The organism is Knoellia pratensis (genome assembly GCF_042666395.1).
GTDB lineage: Bacteria > Actinomycetota > Actinomycetes > Actinomycetales > Dermatophilaceae > Knoellia > Knoellia pratensis.
Genome location: NZ_JBHTDJ010000002.1, coordinates 46,595 through 68,181, shown reverse-complemented (window position 1 = coordinate 68,181; position 21,587 = coordinate 46,595). Strand labels below are relative to the sequence as shown.

Annotated in this window: 21 protein-coding genes; 9 read left to right on the top strand and 12 right to left on the bottom strand. The window is 69.1% G+C overall.

Going from position 1 to position 21,587, the window contains the following annotated elements:
* Positions 1–197: 197 nt before the first annotated feature.
* The 5 genes from ACFQRE_RS07440 to ACFQRE_RS07420 form a co-directional block, all read right to left on the bottom strand.
* Positions 198–1,298 carry an adenosine deaminase gene (locus ACFQRE_RS07440; protein ID WP_380120629.1) on the bottom strand — a complete coding sequence of 367 codons (1,101 nt, stop codon included), beginning with the start codon at positions 1,296–1,298 and terminating at the stop codon, positions 198–200.
* Positions 1,298–2,587 carry a thymidine phosphorylase gene (locus ACFQRE_RS07435; protein ID WP_380120627.1) on the bottom strand — a complete coding sequence of 430 codons (1,290 nt, stop codon included), beginning with the start codon at positions 2,585–2,587 and terminating at the stop codon, positions 1,298–1,300. Before ACFQRE_RS07435 ends, ACFQRE_RS07440 begins: the two co-directional genes overlap by 1 nt.
* Positions 2,588–2,627: 40 nt before the next feature.
* Positions 2,628–3,026 (bottom strand): cytidine deaminase, encoded by a 399-nt coding sequence (locus ACFQRE_RS07430; RefSeq protein WP_380120625.1) that lies wholly within the window; start codon positions 3,024–3,026, stop codon positions 2,628–2,630.
* Positions 3,019–4,221 (bottom strand): amidohydrolase, encoded by a 1,203-nt coding sequence (locus ACFQRE_RS07425; RefSeq protein ID WP_380120623.1) that lies wholly within the window; start codon positions 4,219–4,221, stop codon positions 3,019–3,021. Before ACFQRE_RS07425 ends, ACFQRE_RS07430 begins: the two co-directional genes overlap by 8 nt.
* Positions 4,222–4,396: 175 nt before the next feature.
* Positions 4,397–4,954, bottom strand: coding sequence for a GbsR/MarR family transcriptional regulator (locus tag ACFQRE_RS07420; RefSeq protein ID WP_380120621.1), 558 nt, complete (start codon positions 4,952–4,954; stop codon positions 4,397–4,399).
* A 53-nt stretch (positions 4,955–5,007) separates the two neighbouring features.
* Between ACFQRE_RS07420 and ACFQRE_RS07415 the strand changes: the two genes are divergently transcribed.
* Entirely contained in the window at positions 5,008–5,922 is a 915-nt protein-coding gene (locus ACFQRE_RS07415; protein ID WP_380120619.1) for an ABC transporter ATP-binding protein, read from the top strand.
* Positions 5,919–7,511, top strand: coding sequence for an ABC transporter permease (locus ACFQRE_RS07410; protein WP_380120617.1), 1,593 nt, complete (start codon positions 5,919–5,921; stop codon positions 7,509–7,511). The genes ACFQRE_RS07415 and ACFQRE_RS07410 overlap by 4 nt, the downstream gene beginning before the upstream one ends.
* A 76-nt stretch (positions 7,512–7,587) precedes the next feature.
* Here ACFQRE_RS07410 and ACFQRE_RS07405 read toward each other — a convergent pair whose 3' ends face one another.
* On the bottom strand, positions 7,588–8,667 hold the full coding sequence (locus ACFQRE_RS07405; protein WP_380120615.1) for a mannose-1-phosphate guanylyltransferase: 1,080 nt from the start codon (positions 8,665–8,667) through the stop codon (positions 7,588–7,590).
* A 240-nt stretch (positions 8,668–8,907) separates the two neighbouring features.
* Here ACFQRE_RS07405 and ACFQRE_RS07400 point away from each other — a divergent pair, with 240 nt between their 5' ends.
* From ACFQRE_RS07400 to ACFQRE_RS07385, 4 genes are all read left to right on the top strand, one after another.
* Positions 8,908–9,255: a hypothetical protein gene (locus tag ACFQRE_RS07400; RefSeq protein WP_380120613.1), complete on the top strand. Its 348-nt coding sequence runs from the start codon at positions 8,908–8,910 to the stop codon at positions 9,253–9,255.
* A gap of 112 nt (positions 9,256–9,367) precedes the next feature.
* Positions 9,368–10,552 carry a mannose-6-phosphate isomerase, class I gene (gene manA, locus ACFQRE_RS07395; RefSeq protein ID WP_380120610.1) on the top strand — a complete coding sequence of 395 codons (1,185 nt, stop codon included), beginning with the start codon at positions 9,368–9,370 and terminating at the stop codon, positions 10,550–10,552.
* An 82-nt stretch (positions 10,553–10,634) separates the two neighbouring features.
* Entirely contained in the window at positions 10,635–11,801 is a 1,167-nt protein-coding gene (locus ACFQRE_RS07390; protein WP_380120608.1) for a glycosyltransferase family 4 protein, read from the top strand.
* A gap of 68 nt (positions 11,802–11,869) precedes the next feature.
* A complete protein-coding gene (locus tag ACFQRE_RS07385; RefSeq protein ID WP_380120606.1) occupies positions 11,870–13,135 on the top strand; it encodes a D-alanyl-D-alanine carboxypeptidase family protein in 1,266 nt (421 codons plus the stop codon).
* 5 nt (positions 13,136–13,140) lie between these two features.
* Here ACFQRE_RS07385 and ACFQRE_RS07380 read toward each other — a convergent pair whose 3' ends face one another.
* Positions 13,141–13,734: a dTDP-4-dehydrorhamnose 3,5-epimerase family protein gene (locus ACFQRE_RS07380; protein ID WP_380120604.1), complete on the bottom strand. Its 594-nt coding sequence runs from the start codon at positions 13,732–13,734 to the stop codon at positions 13,141–13,143.
* Positions 13,734–14,612, bottom strand: coding sequence for a glucose-1-phosphate thymidylyltransferase RfbA (gene rfbA, locus ACFQRE_RS07375; protein ID WP_380120601.1), 879 nt, complete (start codon positions 14,610–14,612; stop codon positions 13,734–13,736). Before rfbA ends, ACFQRE_RS07380 begins: the two co-directional genes overlap by 1 nt.
* A gap of 68 nt (positions 14,613–14,680) precedes the next feature.
* On the opposite strand from rfbA, the gene rfbB reads away from it, so the two are divergent.
* Together rfbB and rfbD are read left to right on the top strand one after the other, a co-directional pair.
* Positions 14,681–15,688, top strand: a complete 1,008-nt coding sequence (gene rfbB, locus ACFQRE_RS07370; protein ID WP_380120599.1) for a dTDP-glucose 4,6-dehydratase — start codon at positions 14,681–14,683, stop codon at positions 15,686–15,688.
* Complete coding sequence (gene rfbD, locus ACFQRE_RS07365) at positions 15,688–16,542, top strand: dTDP-4-dehydrorhamnose reductase (protein ID WP_380120597.1); 855 nt, start codon at positions 15,688–15,690, stop codon at positions 16,540–16,542. Before rfbB ends, rfbD begins: the two co-directional genes overlap by 1 nt.
* Positions 16,543–16,544: 2 nt before the next feature.
* Here rfbD and ACFQRE_RS07360 read toward each other — a convergent pair whose 3' ends face one another.
* From ACFQRE_RS07360 to trpS, 3 genes are read right to left on the bottom strand one after another with little or no spacing between them, the layout of a single operon-like run.
* Positions 16,545–17,627: a YihY/virulence factor BrkB family protein gene (locus ACFQRE_RS07360; RefSeq protein ID WP_380120595.1), complete on the bottom strand. Its 1,083-nt coding sequence runs from the start codon at positions 17,625–17,627 to the stop codon at positions 16,545–16,547.
* Between the two features lie 2 nt (positions 17,628–17,629).
* Positions 17,630–18,142 carry a 2'-5' RNA ligase family protein gene (locus tag ACFQRE_RS07355; protein WP_380120593.1) on the bottom strand — a complete coding sequence of 171 codons (513 nt, stop codon included), beginning with the start codon at positions 18,140–18,142 and terminating at the stop codon, positions 17,630–17,632.
* Between the two features lie 10 nt (positions 18,143–18,152).
* Positions 18,153–19,184 (bottom strand): tryptophan--tRNA ligase, encoded by a 1,032-nt coding sequence (gene trpS, locus ACFQRE_RS07350; RefSeq protein ID WP_380120591.1) that lies wholly within the window; start codon positions 19,182–19,184, stop codon positions 18,153–18,155.
* A gap of 31 nt (positions 19,185–19,215) precedes the next feature.
* Here trpS and galK point away from each other — a divergent pair, with 31 nt between their 5' ends.
* Complete coding sequence (gene galK, locus ACFQRE_RS07345; RefSeq protein WP_380120589.1) at positions 19,216–20,370, top strand: galactokinase; 1,155 nt, start codon at positions 19,216–19,218, stop codon at positions 20,368–20,370.
* 28 nt (positions 20,371–20,398) lie between these two features.
* Here galK and wecB read toward each other — a convergent pair whose 3' ends face one another.
* Positions 20,399–21,535, bottom strand: a complete 1,137-nt coding sequence (gene wecB / locus ACFQRE_RS07340; RefSeq protein ID WP_380121631.1) for a non-hydrolyzing UDP-N-acetylglucosamine 2-epimerase — start codon at positions 21,533–21,535, stop codon at positions 20,399–20,401.
* Between the last annotated feature and the right edge of the window lie 52 nt (positions 21,536–21,587).

The window sequence follows — 21,587 nt, the reverse complement described above, 5'->3', positions numbered from 1 at the left end:
CATGGCCACCAAGGTCCGTGTCCGGGACCATCGACGGAAGACTCAGTCTGTCGAACTGTGGACAACGCAAGGTTCGGCGACGCCCTGTGGATGAGCGGACGGCATACCCACTCATCACGCTTGCGTCTGCGGAAACGGTCCCTAGAACGACCGCAGTCGCAGACGCAAGGGGAGGAAGGGAGCCGGGAAGCGGGAGCTCAGGTCGCGGCGGACAACGCGGCATACCCCGGCTTGACGACACGCTCGATGATCGCGAGCCGCTCGTCGAACGGGATGAACGCCGACTTCATCGCGTTGATCGTGGCCCAGCGCAGGTCGTCGAGCGTCCAGCCGGCCTCGTCGACGAGCAGCTGCATCTCGCGGGTCATCGACGTGCCCGACATGAGTCGGTTGTCGGTGTTGACCGTGACCCGGAAGCGCAGCTGCTTGAGGAGCGTGATCGGGTGTGCCGCAATGGATTCGGCCGCGCCGGTCTGCAGGTTGGACGTTGGCGCCATCTCGAGCGGGATGCGACGATCACGCACGTATGCCGCGAGGAGACCGAGCGTGTGCGTGTCGCCTTCGCTCGTGATGTCGTCGACGATGCGGACCCCGTGTCCGAGGCGGTCGGCGCCGCACCACTGGATCGCCTCCCAGATGCTCGGCAGGCCGAACGCCTCTCCGGCGTGGATGGTGAAGTGGGCGTTCTCCCGGCGGAGGTACTCGAAGGCCGACAGGTGACGGCTCGGCGGGAAGCCGGCCTCGGCTCCCGCGATGTCGAACCCCCCGACGCCCTGGTCGCGGTAGCGCACGGCGAGCTCGGCGATCTCGTCGCTCTTCGCGGCGTGCCGCATCGCGGTGAGGAGGGACACCATGCGGATGGGGGTGCCGGCGGCCGCAGCCTCGGCCTCACCCTCGCGCAAACCTTGCAGGACGGCCTCGACGACCTCGGTGAGCGCCATCCCCTTCTCGACGTGGAGCTCGGGTGCAAACCGCGACTCGGCATAGACGACGCCGTCGGCGGCGAGGTCGACGGCGCACTCTCGCGCCACCCGGCGCAGCTCGTCGGGCGTCTGCATCACGGCGACGGTGTGGCTGAACGTCTCGAGGTAGCGCACCAGCGAACCCGAGTCCGCGCTGTCCCGGAACCAGCGCCCGAGCTCGTCGGCCTCGGTGGCGGGCAAAGCGTCGTAGCCCGACTCGGCCGCCAGCTCGATGATCGTCTGCGGGCGCAGTCCGCCGTCGAGGTGGTCGTGCAGCAGGGCCTTGGGGGCACGCTTGACGATGTCGGCAGACACTGCGGTCAGGGCATCGCTCATCAGGAGATCCTGTCGATGACGAGGGGAAGCAGGTCGGGGCGCGAGCCGTCTGGCGCGATGGTGAAGCCACCCTCGAGCGCTTCCTTGGCCCGTTCGAACTTCTCGGGGGTGTCGGTGTGGAGGGTCATGAGCTTCTCGCCACCGCGCACCGTGGCGCCCGGCTTGAAGTGCAGCTCGATGCCGGCACCGGCCTGCACCGGGTCCTCCTTGCGCGCGCGACCGGCGCCGAGGCGCCACGCGGCGACTCCCACGGCGTATGCATCGAGCTGGGTGAGCACTCCGTCGGCCGGAGCAAGGATCTCTTCGGTGTGCTTGGCGACGGGGAGTTCGGCGTCGGGGTCCCCACCCTGGGCGGCGATCATCCGGCGCCAGGCATCCATGGCGCGACCGTCGTCGAGCGCGGCGGCAACGTCGTCACCGTCACGACCGGCGGCCTGGAGCATCTCCTGCGCCAACCGGACGGTCAGCTCCACGACATCCTCGGGTCCGCCACCGGCGAGCACCTCAACCGACTCACGGACCTCGAGCGCGTTGCCCGCCGTGAGCCCCAGTGGCACCTGCATGTTGGTGAGGAGCGCGACCGTCTTCACTCCGGCGTCGGTGCCGAGCTCGACCATCGTGCGGGCGAGCTCGGTGGCGTCCTCACGGTTCTTCATGAACGCGCCCGAGCCGACCTTGACGTCGAGGACGAGCGCACCGGTGCCCTCGGCGATCTTCTTGCTCATGATCGAGCTGGCGATGAGTGGGATGGCCTCGACGGTGCCGGTGACGTCGCGCAGGGCGTAGAGCTTCTTGTCGGCGGGCGCGAGGCCGGTGCCGGCGGCGCAGATGACCGCGCCGACCTCGTCGAGCTGGCGCATCATCGCCTCGTTGCTGAGGTCGGCCCTCCACCCGGGGATCGACTCGAGCTTGTCGAGGGTGCCACCGGTGTGTCCGAGGCCGCGGCCGGACAGCTGCGGCACGGCGACGTCGAAGACCGCGACCAGGGGGGCCAGGGGCAGGGTGATCTTGTCGCCCACACCACCGGTCGAGTGCTTGTCGGCGGTGGGGCGCGACAGGGACGAGAAGTCCATGCGCTCACCGCTCGCGATCATCGCGGCGGTCCACGTCGCAATCTCGCGGCGGTTCATCCCATTGAGGAGGACCGCCATCGCGAGCGAGCTCATCTGCTCGTCGGCCACGGCTCCGCGGGTGTAGGCATCGATGACCCAGCGGATCTGGTCGTCGCTCAGTTCGTGCCTGTCCCGCTTGGTGGTGATGACGTCGACCGCGTCGAAACTCTCGCTCATGGCGTCATCATGTCACCCGGCGAGACCAGGCGAGGTTGGCTCAGGGACGCTGCGCGAGGTTGTCCGGACCGAAGGCCTGGGGCAGCACCTGAGCCATCGTCTGGACACCTTCGGGCGTCATGATCTGGCAGGCCGCGCCACCGTTCTCCCACAGCAGCTGACGACAGCGACCGCAGGGCATGAGGGCCTCGCCACGGCCGTCGACGCAGAAGACCGCGACGAGCAGTCCGCCACCGGTGGCGTGCAACTCGGAGACCATGCCGCACTCGGCGCACAGGGTCACTCCATAGGCCGCGTTCTCGACGTTGCACCCGGCGACGATGCGACCGTCATCGGTGAGGCCGGCCACTCCGACCCGATAGTCCGAATAGGGCGCATAGGAATGCGTGGTCATCTCGATTGCCCTGTCTCGCAACGCATTCCAGTCGATGTCACCCATGGGCACCTCCCTCGTTCTTGACGGTGTGGGCCACGACGACGGACGCGAGCAACCGCGCTCCGCAGCTGATGGCGTCCTCGTCGATGACAACGTCCCCCTGGTGCAGGTCATAGGTGCGCCCGCCGGGCGTGCGGGTGCCGAGGCGGGCCATCGCGCCGGGTGCGTGGGAGAGGTACCAGCTGTAGTCCTCGCCGCCGAGCGACTGGACGGTCGGCGCCACCTGCAGGCCCGAGCCGAGGCACGCGAACCGCAGGGCGTCGATGGCGTCCGCCTGGTTGACGACCGGTGGCACGCCCTTGATCCTCTCGAGCCGGGCCGTCACGCCGTAGGGAGCGACGACGCCATGGACGATCTCGTCGAGCAGCGGTCCGACGGTGAGCCAGGCGTTGGCGTCGAGCATGCGCAGGGTGCCACTGCACTCCCCCGTGCTCGGGATGACGTTGCTCGCCGTGCCGGATCGCACGACACCCCACACGAGGGCGGCACCGGCGCGGGGGTCGAGGCGGCGGGACAGCGCGGCCGGGACTTCGGTGACGACCTTGGCCAGCGCATAGGTGAGGTCCTCGGTGAGCTGCGGACGGGAGGTGTGCCCACCGCGCCCGGTGAGGTGGACGCGAATGTGGTCACAGGCAGCCGTGATCGGGCCCTCGCGCAGGCCGACCTGACCGACGTCCAGCGACGGGTCGCAGTGGACGGCGAAGATCGCGTCGACTCCCTCCATGGCACCCTCCGCGATCGCCTCGTGGGCACCGCCGGGGATGACCTCCTCGGCCGCCTGGAAGATCGCCCGCACACCGGTGCCGCGCTCGAGCAGCACCTGCTCGTGCTCCTGGAGGGCGAGCATCGCTCCGAGAAGCGCCGCGACGTGGACGTCGTGGCCGCACGCGTGTGCGACACCGTCATTCGTCGATGCGAACGCGAGATCGGTCTGCTCCTGCACGGGGAGCGCGTCCATGTCCGCACGGAGAGCGACCCGGTATGCCGCCTGCTCGGCTCCGAGGTCGGCGACCAGTCCGGTGCCGGGGAACCGACGCACCCGCACACCCGCCTTCTCGAGGCGGCTGGCGATGATCTCGGTCGTGCGGGTCTCGAGTCGCGACAGCTCGGGGTGGGCGTGCAGGTCGCGGCGGATCGCGATGAGTTCAGGAAGCGCCGACACGACGCTGGCGCCGAGGGCAGTGAGGGTGTCAGTCATGGGACCGCCATCGTACTGGCGCCAGGCCCCGCTCCCCTTGCGTCTGCGGATTCGGTCGCTAGAACCACCACAAGCGCAGACGCAACGGGGAAGGTGAGCGGACGGCATACGCAACGTCTGCGGATTCGGTCGCTAGAACCACCACAAGCGCAGACGCAAGGGTATGCCGGGGCGCTCACCGGGCCCGCTTGTAGGCCTCCCAGCGGTCGACGATCCCGCCCATCTCCACAGAGACGAACTCAAGGAACTCCTGCGACAGCTGCAGGCGGGCGCGCGCGGCCGTCCCCGCCCCCAGATGGTCGACACCGTCGGAGAGCGCCGCGATGATCGGGGCATAGACCTGGTCGGTGTTCATGAGCGCGCCGTGCCACGCGTCCTCGAGAACGACGAAGACGTCCTTGCGTCCGCCCCGTTCGCGTTCACGACGCAGCAGTCCGATGTGGCCCAGGTAGCGCACCGCCCCAGATACGGCGGCCGCGCTGACGGACAGTTCCTTGCTGAGTTCGGCCGCGGTCATCCGGCCGTCGTCGTCGACGAGGAGCGCGGCGAAGACCCGTGACGGCATCGGCGGGAACCCGGCAGCGGAGAGTGCCGCACCGAGTCGCTCGACGACCGCGTGCGACTCCTCGTGACTGACCACAGCCGGTCCGTCGCCAGCCCTGCTGGCGGCGGTGCGGGCGGAGGCGCGGACTGCGTCACGGGAGGCGGACACGGACGACGAGCGAGACGGCATACCGGAAGTTTAGAGCATTCACGTATTTGTGAAAACGGTGTAGGTTCGAAGTCGTGAACACCGTCATCGAGACTCGCGACCTCCGCAAGACCTTCGGCGCCACCGTGGCGCTCGACGGTCTCGACCTCACCGTTCCCGAGGGTGAGGTCCATGGCTTCCTCGGCCCCAACGGCGCCGGCAAGTCGACCACCATCCGCATCCTGCTCGGCCTCACGAAGGCCGACTCCGGGCACATGACCCTCTTCGGCGGCGACCCGTGGGCCGACGCGACCGAGCTGCACCGCCGGGTTGCCTACGTCCCCGGCGACGTGGCGCTGTGGCCCAACCTCACCGGCGGCGAGACCATCGACGTCCTTGCCAAGCTCCGTGGCGGCATCGACGAGCGCCGTCGCGCCGGCCTCATCGAGCGGTTCGAACTCGACCCGACCAAGAAGGCGCGCTCCTATTCCAAGGGCAACCGCCAGAAGGTCGCGCTCATCGCCGCCCTCGCCTCTGATGCCCCGCTGCTCATTCTCGACGAGCCGACGTCGGGCCTGGACCCGCTCATGGAGCGCGTCTTCCAGGACGAGCTGCGGGCCGCCCGTGCCCGCGGACACTCTGTGCTCCTGTCGAGCCACATCCTCAGCGAGGTCGAGCACGCCTGCGAGCGCGTGAGCATCGTGCGCGCCGGCCGCATCGTCGAGTCGGGAACCCTGGCTGATCTCCGTCACCTCTCACGCTCGACGGTCCACGCGATCGTGAGAACCCCTGTGGGACAGGCGATTTTGGAGTGGCCGGGTGTCGTGGACGTGCTCGTTGACAAGCTCGGAACCGACGTCCGCTTCTCCGTCGACGCGTCCCACGTCGGCGATGCCGTGAGTCGCCTCGACCGGCTGGGGCTCACCACACTCACCTGCGAGCCGGCAAGCCTCGAGGACCTCTTCCTCGCTCACTACAGCTCGGCGCCCGAGGACGTGACCGTGGCATGAGCACCCTGACCGGCACCAGCACGCTCCTCCGCCTCGCCTGGCGGCGCGACCGGATCCTCATCCCCGTGTGCCTGCTCGCCCTCACGGCGCTGTCGGTCGGGTCGGCGCAGGCCACCATCGACCTCTATCCCACCGACGAGGACGCCCGCGCCGGGCTCGGAGCGGTCCTCGCCAACCCGTCGATCATCGCGATGTACGGCCCGGTCGCCGCAGAAAATCGCGACGCGTTGTCCGTGTTCAAGACGCTGCTCATGGGTGCGGTTTTCGTAGGGCTGTTGGCGTATGCCGTGGTGCGCCGACACACGCGCGTCGAGGAGGAAGTGGGTCGCCTCGAGCTGGTGGGCGCGGGTGTCGTCGGACGCCGTGCGCCACTGACGGCGGCCATGACCCTGGCCTCGCTTGCCGTCGTCGGCGCGGCCCTGCTCACCACGGTCGGGCTCATCGCCGTGGGTCTCGATGCGACCGGGTCGGTCGCCATGGGAGTCGCCTGGGCCATCTCCGGACTCGCGATGGTCGGCGTGACGGCCGTTGCCGCCCAGCTGACGACGAGTGCGCGGGCCTGTGCCGGCATCGCGCTCAGTGCCCTGGCGGCGATGTTCGTCCTCCGCGCCATCGGCGACACCGCCGGTGGCTCCGCCGAGGTGATCTCGTGGGCCAGTCCGCTCGGGTGGGCCTCCAAGGTTGGCGCCTATGGAGCCAACCGGTTCTGGATCCTCGGTCTCGCGGTGCTCCTGGCCGCGGCGCTCGTGGGCCTGGCGTTCTCGCTGCTCGATCGTCGGGACGTCGGATCGGGCCTCTTCCCGTCGCGCCCGGGCCCGGCTCGTGCCAAGGACAACCTCGGCACCCCCATGGGGCTCGTGTGGCGCCTCGATCGCCCGTCGGCAATCGGTTGGCTGGCCGCCTTCGTCATCCTCGGCGGGGTCCTCGGTGGCCTGGTCTCCTCGGTCGCTGACATGGCCTCGGACCAGTCCGTCGTCGACATGCTCACAAAGCTCGGCGGCAGCGCCGGCACGATCACCGACATCTTCCTCGCGACCGAGTTCGCCTTCGTCGGGGTCGCCGCGGCGGCGGCTGGCATCTCGCTGGCGTTGCGCCTCGCCTCGGAGGAGCGATCGGGCCGAGCTGAACCCGTCCTCGCGACCGCGACACCACGCACCTCGTGGCTCGGCGCTCACGCTCTCCACGCGTTCGCCCTTCCGACCGCCCTGCTGCTGGCGCTCGGCCTCGTCGTGGCGCTCGTCTCGGGGGGACAGGGTGACGTGCCAGGGGTGGGTGGGCTGCTCGGCGCCGCCGCCGCCCGCCTCCCCGCCATCTCCGTCATGGTGGCTGTCGCGCTCCTCGCCGCGGCTGCCGTCCCGAACTGGGCCTCGGCCATCGCCTGGGGTGGGCTCGCGGTGGCCTTCGGCCTCGGTGAGCTCGGCGCCACGATCGGTCTGCCCGACTGGCTGGTCAAGGTGTCACCGTTCGCCCACGTGCCTCAACTGCCGGGAGGCGACTTCTCGGCGACGCCGACGATCGTGCTGTGTGCGATCGCTGCGGTGCTCACGGGACTCGCCTTCACGGCATACCGGATGCGCGACGCCGCCTGACCCACCACCTTCAACGCGGCCTACCGCACCGTAGGCGGGGGTGATCACCCCACTTACGGTGCGGTAGGTCCCGCTCTCACGTGAGGTCGGTTCGACCCAGCTCCTTGAGCTGTTCGACGACCTTCTTGACGTCCTGGGCCCGCTCGCGCGTCGTCACGAGCACCGCGTCGCCCGAGTCGATGACCACGACGTCCTCGAGCCCGACGACAGCAATCGGGCGCCCACCGCGCGGCGAGACGAGCCCGGTCGAGTCCACCGAGTGCACGAGCGCTGCGTCACCGAGGATCCGCGGGCCTTGCGCCGGCTCGGGCAACAACGACGCCAGACTCGAGAAGTCACCGATGTCGTCCCAGGCGAAGTCCCCCGGCACCACGGCCACCACACCGATGTCCGAGGCGGGTTCGGCGACAGCGTGGTCGATGGCGATCTTCTCGAGCGTCGGCCAGATCTCGTCGAGGCGCTCAGGAGCCGCCGCGATCGCACGCACAGCGTCGGCGAGCTCAGGGTGCCAGCGGTGGAGGAGGTCGAGCAGTGTCGCGGCGCGGACGACGAACATCCCTGCGTTCCAACGGAATTCCCCCGTCGACAGATAGGCGGCTGCCCGGCGGGCATCGGGCTTCTCGACGAACTGGCGCACTCGCCGGGCCGTCGCAGCGCCAGCGATCCGGGTCCCCATCTGGATATAGCCGAAGCCCGTCGACGGGTGGGTCGGTTCGATGCCGATCGTCACGACGAGTCCCTCGCGTGCGACCTCGACCGCCTCGGCGACGCACGCCTGGAAGGCCGCAGCGTCGGGGATGACATGGTCGGCGGCGAACGAGCCGATGATCGCCTCGGGGTCCTGGGCCTCCACGACTGCGGCCGCCAGCCCGATCGCCGCCATCGAGTCGCGCGGGGCCGGCTCGGCGAGGACCTGCTCGGCCCCGAGTGACGGCAACTGTTCGCGCACCGCCACGGCATGGGCCACCCCCGTGACGACGACAACCCGGTCGCCAGCGAGGGGCGTGACCCGGTCAAGGGTCTCCTGGAGCAGGCTGCGGCCCGAGCCAGTGAGGTCGTGCAGGAACTTGGGGTGGCTGGCCCGCGAGAGCGGCCACAGCCGCGTCCCGGCTCCGCCGGCAGGGATGACGGCCCAGAACCCCGCAATGTCTGACATGCCCGTCAGGCTAACCACCCCACGGCAGAGGATGCTCGTGCGCCTCTCGCGACTGACGACCCTGCCGAGGGTGAGAGCGCATGATGGGTTCATGACGACTGCAGCAGTGCCGCAGGTTCGGCCTGTGTCACGCAGGCTTCGACAACCGTTCCGCGCCGCCCGCGCTGTGGTCATCTCTCGCGGCTGGCACGACCATCACGTTGTCGGGCGATGGCTGAGGCAGATCGACAGGTTTCTGCCGTGACCGGAAGCCGGATCAGAGTCGAGCTACTCGTGGTGCGTGACTGCGCGAACGAGCAGGCGGCAGCCGAGCTGCTCCGCCGAGCCCTGGATGAGGCCGGCCTCGATGACGTCACCTTCGAGACCTCTATCGTCAGCACGCAGGAGCAGGCACAGGCTCGAAATTTCACCGGCTCTCCCGCGTTCATGCTCGACGGACAGGATCCTCTCGCGGCGACCGGAGCCGCCCCGGCTGTGGCCTGCCGCGTCTATCAGACCGGACACGGCCGCGCAGGCACACCCGACCAGATCGACCTGGTCAGAGCCATCCGCCTCAAGCTCGCCGATGATCCACGACGACGCCCGTGAAAGTGAGTCGTTCCACCCCCCGCTGTTCGCCAGTTCCGTGAGGGCGGCCAAGCGCACCCTCTAGGATCCGTGGCGAGCGCAGACGACGACACAAGGGGAGCGTGGTTCGACGATGGATCTGCTGGAGCCGGTGCTCTTCACCGACGCCTGGGGGTCCCACGTGTCGATCGCGAGCCTTCAGGGGCGCGCCATCCCCAGTGCCGAGCCGGAGTCCGAGCTCTGGATGGGCGCCCACGAGAGCGGCCCCTGCGGCATCACCCGCGACGGTGTCGCCACCACCTTGACCGATGTCATCCGCGCCGACCCGGCCCGTGAGCTGGGCGCGCAGTGCGCGGCCGACTTCGAGAACCGGCTGCCCTTCCTCCTCAAGGTCCTCGCCCCCGGCCGCGCGATCTCCATCCAGGCGCACCCGACCGCCGAGCAGGCTCGTGAGGTCCGCGAGCGCGACCGCGAGACAGGCCACATCGACGCGACCTACGTCGACGACTGGGCCAAACCCGAGATGCTCATTGCCATCGCGCCCTTCACCGTCTTCGTGGGGATGCGTACACCCGAGGAGGTCGCGTCACTCGCCAAGCGGCTGGCCCTCCCCCGGCTCACCGCCCTCGTCGAGGCGGCCGTGAACCAGCCCAACCCGTCGCATGCCCTGCTCGACGCGATCCTCGCGACCCCGGCCAACGAGCACACCGCCTTCGCCCGCGAACTCGTCGCCGCCTGCGTGCGGGTCTCGGCCAGCCCCGACGACGAGGGCCACCAGTGCGCCGCCATCGCCCACGTCGCCGAGGACCACCCCGACGACATCGGCCTGGCCGTCCTCCTGCTCATGTATCACCGGGTGCTCGAGCCCGGCGACTACATCGACGTGCCCGCAGGCGTCCTCCACTCCTACGTCAGCGGCCTGGGCGTCGAGGTGCTGGCCAACTCCGACAACGTCGTTCGCGCCGGCCTCACGGGCAAGGAGCTCAACGTCCCCGAGCTCCTGCGCATCGTCGACCCCGATGCCGACGGGAGCGTCGGTCACGCCGAGCCCGACCCTGTGCTCCCCGCCACCGAGCGCTTCCCGAGCCAGTCCGACCGCTTCGCCCTGCGCCGACTCCACTCCCCCGACGAAGTCCCGATCCCGGGCAACGGCACCCCGCGCATCGTGTTCTGTCTCCACGGCGACGTCACCCTCACGTCGCGGAAGGCGACCCTCGCGCTGGGACCGGTGCGGGCGGCATACCTGTCAGCGCAGGACCACGACGTCACCGTCACGGGCAGCGGCGAGGTCTTCCTCGTCACGCTGCCGGGCGTCTGAGCGGACGGACGTTCATCCGCTGATCACCTGACACACCTCCACAGGCTTCCGGGACACCACACGACCTCGGGACCGTGGAGGTATGCGAGTTGCCATGGTGACGGAGTCGTTCCTCCCCACGCTCAACGGCGTCACCACGAGCGTGTGCCGCGTGGCCCAGTCCCTGCGTGCCCTCGGCCATGAGGCCCTCATCATCGCGCCGGGCCCGGCGCCGGCGACCTTCGAGGGATTCAGGGTTCACGGGCTCCCCTCCATCAATGTGCGCCAGTTCCCGACGGGTGTTCCGACACCTGCGCTGCGCCGGACGCTCGAGGAGTTCGAGCCCGATGTCATCCATGCGGCCTCGCCGTTCGTGCTCGGCGCTCGCGCCCTCCAGCTTGCCGATCACACCAACACGGCGGCGGTCGCGATCTACCAGACCGACATGCCGAGCTACCTCGCGCAGCACGGCCCGGGTCGTCTCGGTGCCGGCGCCGCGAACGCTGCGTGGCGCTGGATCCGGCGCATGCATGCGCACGCCGACCTCACGCTGGCCCCGTCGCGCCCCACGCTCGCCGAACTGCGTTCGCACGGGGTTCCCCGCACGGACCTCTGGGCCCGCGGCGTCGACACGAGCCTGTTCTCCCCGCGCTGGCGCACCGATCCCGGAACGCTCGAGCTGCGTCGGGCACTGGCGCCCAGCGGTGAGGTGCTCCTCGGCTACGTCGGACGGCTCGCCCCCGAGAAGGAACTGTGGCGCCTCACCGAGGTCGCGCAGATTCCCGGCACACGCCTCGTCATCGTCGGTGATGGCCCGAACCGCGCCCAGATCGGGGCCCAGCTCACCGAGGCGGTGGCCTCGATGCCGGGACGCCCGAATCGCTCACCGGTCTTCCTCGGTCGCCAGTCCGGCGACGACCTTGCCCGCGCGTATGCCGCGTTCGACGTCTTCGTGCACACCGGCACCCGCGAGACCTTCGGCCAGACGCTCCAGGAGGCTGCCGCTTTCGGGCTTCCCGTCGTCGCGCCGGCGCGCGGCGGCCCCCTCGACCTCGTCGACCACGGCCAGACCGGGCTGCTCTTCGACCCCGACCTTCCCGGTTCCTTGCACGACCACGTCGATGCCCTGGTCGGCGACCCGGAATGGCGCTCGATCCTGGGCGCGAGTGCCGAGGAAGCCGTCCGCGGGCGCTCGTGGGACAGCCTCACCGAACAGCTCGTGGGGCACTACGAGGCTGCGCGCACCGCCCGCTCCCGTCGCGCCGCCTGACGCCACTCTTGTCGTAGGGTCGTCCGGATGGTCCGTTTTCCCTGGCGGACCATGCGAGAGGAGCGTCGATGCGCAACGTTGCGCTCGCCGTCACCACGACGGCCCTCGTCGCGGCTGCCCTGACCGCGGCTGCGACACCTGCCCTGGCCACTCCGACCCCCAGCCCGGCCCGCCCGACCCCCGCGCCCACCGCGCCCACCGCGCCCACCGCGAGCGCCAGTCCGGCCCTGCCCCGTGTCCCTGACACGCTCGACCCCGAGCTCAGCGTCGGCGGTCCACGGCTGGCCCAGATGAACTCGGTCATCGTCGACACTCCAGCCGGCGTCCCGGCACCGCCCCTCGTGAGTGACGTCGCGTGGCTCATCGCCGACGCCGACACCGGCGAGATCATTGCCGCCAAGAACCCCCACGCCCACCTCCTGCCGGCAAGCACCCTCAAGACCCTCACCGCCATCCACCTTCTCCCCCGCATCAGGCCCACGACCGTCCGCAGGGCCACGACCCTCGAGTCGAACGCCGAGGGCACCCGGGTCGGCATGGTCGCCGGTGGGACCTACACGGCGGCGCAGCTCTTCCAGGCCCTCGTCATGTCGTCCGGGAACGACGCGGCCTACGGGCTCGCCGAACTCAACGGCGGGCTCGCCAAGACGGTCAAAGAACTCAACGACCTCGCCGCCGAGCTGGGGGCGCATGACACCGTCATCTCGGACCCCAGCGGTCTCGACGCGCCCGGTCAGCACAGCAGCGCCTACGACCTCGCCCTCTTCGGCCGGGCGGCCATCGCCAACCCGGCCTACCTCAAGCTCGCCTCGACCAAGACGGCGACGTTCCCATCGGTGGCGACCCAGGCCTCACGCCGTCGGTCGAGCTATGCCATCGGCAACCACAACCGGCTCCTGTGGAACTACCCGGGCACGATCGGCGTCAAGAACGGCTTCACCAAGGCGGCACACCGCACCTTCATCGGAGCTGCCACCCGCGGCGGCAAGACCTACATCGTCACGGAGATGTACGGCACCGGCAGCAGTTGGCGCCCCGCCGCGTCGTTGCTCGACTGGGCCTTCGCCCACGGGTCAGTCGCGAAGCCCGTGGGTCGGCTCGTCGAGCGCGGCGAGGTCACGGAGCCGCCCACGGCAGCTGCCGCGAAGGCACCGGCTGCGGAACCTGCGGGCCTGCCAGCCGCCGCAGCGGCACGGACGCCACCCACCGGGAACGTGACGTCCTCGTTGCTGCCGCTCGTCGGCGGAGCGGCTCTCCTCGCCCTGGTTCTGGCGACGCGCATGAGGCGGCGCCGACGACCTGAGCCGGCATCTTCCGCGCGACACCGGCACTGAGCGGCCTACTTCTGGGCGACGTGCGCCTGCCAGTCGGCGTAGGTCGGGAGCAGCCCAGCGGTGCGCGCCTCGGCGAGGCTGGGCGCCGCGTCGTCCTTGGGTGAGAGCGTGACGTTCAGGCCCGCCGGAATCTCGAGTCCGATGTCCGGATCGAGGGGGTGTATGCCGTGTTCACCGGTCGGGTTGTAGGCAGCCGTACACAGGTACATGGCGGTGGTGTCGTCCTCGAGGGAGCAGAAGGCGTGGCCCAGACCCTCGGTGAGATAGACCGCTCGGCGGTCGACGGTGTCGAGGAGAACGTGTTCGACCATCCCGAATGTCGGCGAGCCTTCGCGCAGGTCGACGATGTAGTCGATCAGGGATCCGCTCACAGCGGTGATGTATTTGCCCTGTCCCGGTGGGATGTCGGCGAAATGGATCCCGCGCACGGTGCCACGCGAGGAGACCGACACGTTGGTTTGAACGATGTCGGGGCGGTGGCCGAGATGCGCGGAGAGCGTGTCCCCACGGAAGGACTCGAGGAAAACGCCACGGTCGTCCGGAAACTGACGGGGGATGATCACGAAGGCGCCCTCGATGGGAAGGGGTTCGATCTGCATCAAAAAGTCCTTCGTCCCTCAGCCAGACATGCATGGAGGTAGCCGCCATAGCCGCTCTTGACCATGGCGTCCCCCAGTGCCGAGAGCGCTGTGTCGTCGATCCATCCGGCGCGCCAGGCGATCTCCTCGACGCACCCGATCTTCGTGCCCTGTCGTGCCTCGATGAGGTGGACGAACTGGCTGGCGTCCATGAGGCCCTCGAACGTCCCCGTGTCGAACCACGCCGTGCCTCGCGGCAGAACAGTGACCGTGAGGTCACCGCGTCGGAGGTAGGTGTCGTTGATCCCGGTGATCTCCAGCTCACCACGGGCGCTGGGCTTCAGGTCACGGGCGATCTGGATGACGTCGTTGTCGTAGAAATACAGTCCGGGAACGGCGAAGCTGGACTTGGGTTCGGAGGGCTTCTCCTCGATCGAGAGCACCTTGCCGTTCTCGTCGAACTCCACGACTCCGTACGCGGTGGGCTCACTCACGTGGTGGGCGAAGACATGTCCGCCGCTCACGTCGGTCAACGTGCGCAAGGACGTCCCCAGGCCCGCGCCGTGGAAGATGTTGTCGCCGAGCACGAGGGCGACCGAGTCGTCGCCGATGAACTCGGCACCGATGATGAAGGCCTGGGCCAGTCCGTCCGGACTCGGCTGCTCGGCGTACGAGATCTCGATGCCCCATTCGTGGCCGTCGCCGAGAAGCCGCACGAACTGTTCGCGGTCCTGGGGTGTCGTGATGACCAGGATCTCGCGGATCCCGGCCATCATCAGGGTGGCCAGCGGGTAGTAGACCATCGGTTTGTCATAGATCGGCATCAACTGCTTGCTGATGCCGCGGGTGATGGGATGTAGTCGCGTGCCAGATCCCCCAGCCAAAACAATGCCCTTCATGGGCGCCACCCTACTGAGCCGTCCCCGGGTCCGAGGACGCCTCCCCCGACACCGTTACGATCTCTTGCGTGCGCATACTCGTCACCGGCGGAGCCGGCTTCATCGGATCAAACTTCGTCCACCTGACGCTTGCCACACGACACGAGGTCACCCTCACCGTGTTGGACGCCATGACGTATGCCGGTTCGCAGGCGTCGTTGGACGGGCTCGACGAACGCGTGACTGTGGTGGAAGGTGACGTCACCGATGCCGCCCTGGTCGATCGCCTCGTGGCCCAGCACGACCTCGTGGTGCACTTCGCTGCCGAGTCACACAACGACAACTCCCTGTCGGACCCATGGCCGTTCGTGAACACCAATGTGGTCGGCACCTTCACACTGCTCGAGGCCGTGCGGCGCCATGACGTGCGCTTTCACCACATCTCCACCGACGAGGTGTACGGCGACCTCGAGTTGGACGACCCCGCGCGCTTCACCGAAGCCACGCCCTACAACCCCTCGAGCCCCTACTCCTCGACCAAGGGCGCCAGCGACCTGCTGGTGCGTGCCTGGGTGCGGTCCTTCGGCGTCAAGGCCACGATCTCGAACTGTTCCAACAACTACGGACCACGCCAGCACGTCGAGAAGTTCATCCCACGCCAGATCACCAACCTCATCGACGACATCCGCCCCAAGCTCTACGGCGACGGACTCAACGTTCGCGACTGGATCCACGTCGACGACCACAACCGGGCCGTCTGGGCGATCATCGACCGCGGCGAGATCGGCGAGACCTATCTCATCGGCGCAGATGGCGAAGTCGACAACAAGACGGTCGTGCGCGACATCCTCGATCTCATGGGCAGGGACGCTGACGACTTCGACCACGTCACCGACCGCCCCGGTCACGACCGGCGTTACGCGATCGACTCGACCAGACTGCGCACCGAGCTCGGATGGTCCCCTGAGTACCCCAGTTTCCGCGAGGGCCTTGCAGCGACCGTGGAGTGGTACCGCGACAACGAGGCGTGGTGGCGCCCGATGAAGGACGCCACCGAGGCCAAGTACGCCACCACCCAGAGCGTCGTCCACCACTGATGGCCCGCTGGCTCGTCACCGGTGCGGGCGGCATGCTCGCTCACGACCTCCTTCCGCGAGTGGAGCAGTCGGGCCACCAAGTGACCGCACTGGGGCGCGCTGACCTCGACGTGACCGACCCGGCTGCGTGTGAGGCCGCTGTGTCTGGCCACGACATCGTCGTCAACTGCGCGGCATACACAGCTGTTGACCGAGCCGAGAGTGACGAGGCGGCGGCCTTTGCCGTCAACGCGTTGGGTGCAGCCAATCTCGCGCGCGCGGCCACGCGTCACGGAGCGTCGCTCGTGCACCTCTCGACGGACTACGTCGTCGCCGGTGCCGGGGATGAGGCGTATGCCGTGGACGCCCCGGTTGCGCCGTTGTCTGCCTACGGCCGGACCAAAGCGGCGGGAGAGTTCGCGGTGCGGGCTGAGTGCCCGCAGTCGTGGGTGGTGCGCACGGCCTGGCTCTATGGCGCTGGTGGCAAGAACTTCCCGGCGACGATGCAGCGACTTGCTGGCGAGCGCGAGACCCTGACCGTCGTGGCCGACCAGATCGGGCAACCCACCTGGACCGTGGACCTCGCCGACGGGATCGTGCGCCTCGTCGAGGCGGGTGCGCCGTTCGGGATCTGGCACGGCACCGGATCCGGCCAGACGTCGTGGCACGGTTTGGCGCAGGCTGTCTTCGAGGAGTTGGGGCTCGACCCGGCGCGCGTGCAACCGATCCCGTCGAGCGAGTTTCCGACGCCGGCGACGCGACCGGGATACAGCGTTCTCTCCCACGAGATGTGGGCGGCCGCTGGTCTGGACCCGCTCCCCGACTGGCGCGACGCGCTCCATCGGGCAGCCCCGACGGTGCTCAGCACCAGCTGAGGTCAGCGGCGCCGGGCGACCCGGCGCACGAGCCCACGGGCCAGCCCGAGTCCAGCAACGACCGACGCGCCCAGTGCTGCGCCCAACGCGAGGTTGAGCCGGTCTTCCGCGCGCTTCGAGGTGGGCGCAACAACCCGGTCGGTATGCCGCAGGGCAGGCTGTGCGATGGACTGGGCAGGCTCCGGCCCCTCGACCAGCTTGCTGAGCTGCCCTTCGGTGAGTTCCGCAACCGCCTCGGGCACGAGCGAGTTGGCGCTCCACGCCGCAGCGAGCAGCACGACGCGGGACATGAAGTTGAGCCACGCGAGCAGACCGACGACGAGGGCGATCGACGCGAAGAGGGGATTGCTCGTCGTTCCGGCGATGAGGGTGGCACCGAGCACCTTCAGGAGGGTGAGGCCGGCACCGCCGATGACCGCGCCACCGATCAGACCACGGCGAGGCACGTCCACTCCTGAGAGCAGCCGCAGCATGACGAGCACGACCAGTCCGTCGAGGACGGCACCGACGACGAAGGCGATGACGCTGAGCAGCCACGCCTGACCGCCGAGCCCGAGCTGCCCCGCTATCCACGACGTGGCCACGCCGGCGATGCCGGTGACAGCCGCCGACAGCACGATCGCGAGCCCGAGGATGACGAGCACACCGAGGTCCCGCAGCTTGGCGGTGACGAAGTTGCCGGGCGCTCCCTCGGCGCCGAAGATCGCGCGGATGCCGTCACGCAGGGCGCCCAGCCAGCCGAGCCCCGCCCACAGCAGTCCGGCCAGACCGATGACACCCGTGACGGTCAGCGTGTCACCGGAGGGAATGGTCAGGGGGATGAGTCCCTCGGTGCCACCGTCCTGGATGAAGCCGGGAAGAGTCTGATTCAGGTAGTCCTTGATCTCGTCGAGCCACTGCGGGTTGCCCTGCAGCAGGACCCCGAAGACGGTGAAGGCCAGAGCCACCGCGGGGAAGATCGAGAAGAACGCGAAGTACGTGACACCGCCGGCGAGCAGGTTGCCCCGGGCGTCGCCGTAGCGCTTCCAGGCCGACCAGAGTCGGGTCCGCTGAAGGGCAGCCCACAGGCCCTTGACCCGATCCATGCTCAGCCCTCCAGCGTGAACGAGGACAGGGGGCGCCAGACGCCGTCGTCGGTCTGGTGATAGAGCTCGAACGCCACGACATCGATGGTGCAGCGGAAGTCGACCAACCCGTCGAACGCGGCGTCGAGCTGCTCCTCGACCAGGTTGTGGGCGATGGTGACGTGCGGGTGGTAGTTGAAGTCGAGTCGTCGCACCACCGGGCCGTTGCGCACTGCGGTCTCGAGGAGTTCGCACTGGGAGATGCCCGAGGACACCTGGACGAAGACGACGGGTGACAGGGGCCGGAAGGTGCCCGTCCCCGCCAGTGTCATCCGGAAGGGTGCATGCTCGCGCGCCACGACCTGAAGGTGCTTCTCGAAGGCCTCGAGCGACGGAGCGTCGATCTCGGTGGGCGGCAACAGGGTCACGTGTGGCGGGATGAAACGGGCCAATGGGTCGCCGAAGCGTTCGCGGGCTTCCTGGAGCGCGGCCCCGTGGGGTTCGGGAACCGTGATCGCCACGCCGTGGGTGGGCATGCGCTCGACCCTATCGGGCTGCGGGCAGGAGGCCGACGCGCTCACGCACGCGGATCATGGTCGCCTGCGCCACGACACGCGCACGCTCGGCACCGGACGCGAGGATCCGGTCGAGTTCGGCGGGATCGTCAAGGAGTTCGGCCATCCGCGCCTGGAACGGCTCCACGGCAGCGACGACGACGTCGGCGACCTCCTTCTTGAGGTCGCCATAACCCCGGCCCGCGAAGGACGCTTCCAAGTCCTCGATCGACGTGCCGGACAGGGTCGAGTGGATGACGAGCAGGTTGGAGATGCCCGCCTTGGTCTCGGGGTCGAACCGGATCTCCCCGTCGGTGTCGGTCACGGCGGACCGGATGTTCTTGGCGATCCTGGCCGGCTCCTGCATGAGGTCAATGAGGCCCTTCGGCGAGGAACCCGTCTTGCTCATCTTGGACGTCGGTTCCTGCAGGTCCATGATCTTGGCCGCTCCCTTGACGATGTAGGGCTCCGGGACGACGAGGGCCTCACCGAACCGGGTGTTGAAGCGCCCGGCGAGGTCGCGGGTGATCTCGAGGTGCTGGCGCTGGTCCTCGCCGACGGGCACGAACGCCGCGTCGTACATGAGGATGTCGGCGGCCATGAGCATCGGATAGGTCAGCAGCCCGACGTTGGCGTTCTGACCCTTGGCGGTCTTGTCCTTGAACTGCGTCATCCGCCGCGCCTCGCCATCAGCGGTGAGGCAGTTCATGACCCAGCCGAGCTCGGCGTGCTCGCTGACGTGGCTCTGGCAGAACACCGCGGAGCGTTCGGGATCGACCCCACCGGCGAGGAACTGGGCCGCAGTCTTGCGGGTCCGCTCGCGCAGCACCGCAGGGTCGGTCGGCACCGTGAGCGCGTGCAGGTCAGCGACGAAGTAGTAGGCGTCGAACTCGTCCTGCAGCTTGACCCACTGGACCAGCGCTCCGAGGTAGTTGCCGAGGTGGAGAGAGTCGCTGGTGGGCTGCATCCCGGACAGGATCCGGGGAGCCGCCGTGGGTGCGTCGGGTGCGGACATGCGCGTCATTGTGTCAGGTGCACGCACCTAGACTCGCAGCGTGCCAAGCCTCACGGAGACGTTCGCTGCCCGCTTCGGTCACGCCCCTGACGGCGTGTGGTCCGCCCCCGGGCGGGTGAACCTCATTGGCGAGCACACCGACTACAACGGTGGCCTCGCACTCCCCATCGCCCTCCCCCATCGCACCCACTGCGCGGCGGCGGCACGCGACGACGACCTGCTCCGGATCCACTCCCTCCAGGAGGACTCCTTCGTCGAGGTCCGCATCGACGAGGTGACGGCCGGGCACCCGGCTGGCTGGACGGCATACGTCGCCGGTGTCCTGTGGTCCCTGCGACAAGCGGGGTATGCCGTCCGCGGACTGGACGTCGTCGTCGACGGCCAGGTGCCCCTCGGGGCGGGCCTGTCCAGCTCCGCGGCGCTGGAGTGCTCGGTGGCCGCGGCCGCCTCGGACCTCTTCGGACTGGGGCTGATCGAGACAGCTGAAGGGCGCTCAGTGCTGGCGGCGGCATGTCAGCGCGCCGAGAACGACATCGCGGGGGCGCCCACCGGGGGCATGGACCAGGCGGCCGCCATGCACGCGACCGAGAACCACGCGCTCCGCCTCGACTGCCGCGACGGCTCCACGTCCCAGGTGCCGTTCGACCTCTCGGCGCACGACCTCGTCCTGCTCGTGACGGACACCCGCGCGAGCCATGCCCTCGCCGACGGCCAGTACGGCGCCCGTCGCGACTCCTGCGAGACGGCCGCCGACCTCCTCGGCGTCGAGTACCTCCGCGAGATCGACGTGTCGGCCCTCGACGAGGCCCTCGCCAAGCTGCCCGACGACGTGCTGCGTCGTCGCATCCGACACGTCGTCACGGAGATCGCCCGCGTCGACGAGGTCGTCGAGGCGCTGCGCCAGGGTGACCTCGCCGAGGTCGGGCGCCTGTTTACCGCCTCGCACGAGTCGCTGCGTGACGACTACGAGGTGTCGTGCACCGAACTCGATCTCGTCGTCGACACGGCCGTCGCCGAGGGCGCGTTGGGCGCGCGGATGACTGGTGGAGGATTCGGCGGATCGGCCATCGCCCTGGTGCCCGTTGCTTGTGTTGAGCAGGTCTCGGCGGCAATCGCGGCGGCTTTCGCGGAGGCGCAGCTCACAGCGCCACAGTCGTTCTCCGTCACCGCTGCTGGCCCCGCCGCCCGAGACTGAGGCCCAGCCCAGCGTCAGGGTGAGCCCCTCAGTCCACTGGGTTGAACTCCGGAAGCCGGCGGCCGAGGCCGAACAGCTCCTCGATCGCGGCGACGCTGCGCCCGGCGGCGTGTCCGTCGCCGTAGGGATTGACTGCGGTCGACATGGCTGTCCAGGCGTCCTCGTCCTCCAGGAGTTCGAGTGTGGCGTCGCGGACCGCCTCACGATCAGTTCCCACGAGGCGAACTGTCCCGGCCTCGACGGCCTCGGGGCGTTCGGTGGTGTCGCGCATGACCAGGACCGGTTTGCCGAGGCTGGGCGCTTCCTCCTGAACACCGCCGGAGTCGGTCAGCACGACCTTTGCGGCCTTGAGGGCGTGTGCGAACTCGTGATAGCTCAACGGCGCCGTCAGGAGCACGTTGTCGAGGCCGCCGAGAGCGCCCTCGACGACATCGCGAACCACGGGGTTGCGGTGCATGGGCAGGAGCACCTTGATCTCGGGGTGGCGTTCGGCCACTTCTCGCACGGCGGCCATGGTCGCCTCCATCGGCGCACCCCAGGATTCGCGCCGATGCGTGGTGACGAGCAGGATCGGGGCGCCCGATGCGAGCAGCTCGGGCACTCGCGGGTCCTCGAAAGTGGGCGCAACGGTCGTGGACGTGAGCAGAGCGTCAATGACCGTGTTGCCCGTCACCGTGATCGTGGCCGGGTCAATGCCTTCGCGCTCGAGGTTGGCCCGAGAGGTCGAGGTCGGCGCGAGGTGAAGCCTCGTGATCGGCGCCGTGAGGCGCCGGTTCACCTCCTCCGGGAACGGTGAATAGATGTTGCCCGTCCGCAGTCCTGCCTCCAGGTGCACCACCGGGACCTGGTGGTAGAGCGCGGCAAGCGCACCCGTGAAGGCGCTCGTCGTGTCTCCCTGCACCACGACGGCGTCCGGCATCGTCTGCTCGATGAGCTGCGAGGTCGCCATGAGCGTGTTCGTGGTGATCTCGGTCAGCGACGCCCCCGGACGCATGAGGTCCAGGTCGTGGGCGGGCGTGATCGAGAAGAGCGAGTTGACCTGGTCGAGCATCTCGCGATGCTGTCCTGTCACGGCCACGATCGGCTCGAGGGTGTCACTCGCCTCTAGGGCCTTGACGAGCGGCGCCATCTTGATGGCCTCCGGTCGGGTGCCATAGATGGTCATGATGCGCTTCACGGTGCGAAGACTCCCTTTGGACGATCGTGGACTGCAGCAA